Origin of the sequence: Streptomyces thermovulgaris, assembly GCF_002155915.1 — a bacterium.
Lineage (GTDB): Bacteria > Actinomycetota > Actinomycetes > Streptomycetales > Streptomycetaceae > Streptomyces > Streptomyces thermovulgaris.
Map to the genome: position 1 here is coordinate 1 of NZ_MUME01000565.1, position 1,065 is coordinate 1,065.

General features: G+C 74.4%; 1 protein-coding gene and 1 pseudogene. Both read left to right on the forward strand.

Annotated features, from left to right (window positions below; all coding sequences use genetic code 11):
* Window positions 1-212: pseudogene (locus tag CCN35_RS27330) on the forward strand (DUF309 domain-containing protein); the annotation flags it as partial.
* Window positions 213-285: 73 nt separating this feature from the next.
* Window positions 286-1,056: a precorrin-6A synthase (deacetylating) gene (gene cobF, locus CCN35_RS27335; protein WP_086794699.1), complete on the forward strand. Its 771-nt coding sequence runs from the start codon at window positions 286-288 to the stop codon at window positions 1,054-1,056.
* Window positions 1,057-1,065 lie beyond the last annotated feature (9 nt).

Consider the following 1,065-nt stretch of genomic DNA (forward strand, 5'->3'; position numbering starts at 1 on the left):
GCGGCAATGCCACCGGCGGTGCCCGGCTGCTGCGGCGCGGGGCGGGCGCCGTGGAGGAGTGGGCGGCGGACACCGGGGAGCGGACTCCGTACGGCATGGACCTCCCGGGGCTTCTGGTGTGGGCGCGGGAGCTGGCGGACGCCGTGGAGAGCGGGGCGGCGGGCGTGGTGGACCCGGCGGAGCGGGCTCCCCGGCTGCGGGGCGAGGCATGACGTCGGGGCGGGTGACGGCGTCGGGGCGGGGGCGCGGTGCCGGGCCGTCGGTGCCGTACGGCAGACTCGGGGCGTGCGAAGGATTCATGTCATCGGCATCGGCGCGGGCGACCCCGACCAGCTCACTCTGCAGGCGGTCAAGGCACTGCGCGACACGGACGTGTTCTTCGTCCTCGACAAGGGCGAGGCCAAGGCGGACCTCGTCGAGCTGCGCCGGGACATGCTGCGCACCCATGTGCCCGAGGGGACGTACCGCGTGGTCCGGGCGCGGGACCCGGAGCGGGACCGGTCGGCGGGCGGCGCGGCCTACTCCCCCGCCGTCGAGGACTGGCGCAGGGCCCGGGCGGACATCTACGAGCGGCTGATCGCCGAGGAGCTGGGCGAGGACGAGACCGGCGCGTTCCTGGTGTGGGGGGATCCGGCGCTGTACGACAGCACGCTGGGCGTTCTCGAGGAGGTGCTGGCGCGGGGCACGGTGGAGTTCACGTACGACGTGGTGCCCGGCATCAGCAGTGTCTCCGCGCTGGTGGCCCGGCACCGTACGGGGCTCAACCGGGTCGCCCGGCCGGTGCAGATCACCACGGGCCGGCGGCTCGCCGAGGGGTTCCCCGAGGGGGTGGACGACGTGGTGGTGATGCTGGACGCCCACCAGGTGTTCCGGCAGTACGCCGACCAGGACATCGACATCTACTGGGGTGCCTGCATCGGCACCCCGGACGAGGTCCTCGTCTCCGGCCCGATCGCCGAGGCCGCGCCGCGCATCGAGCGGCTGCGGGCCGAGCTCCGTGAGCGCAAGGGCTGGGTCATGGACACGTATCTGCTGCGCCGGCACCCGAAGGAGTAGCGGGCGCCC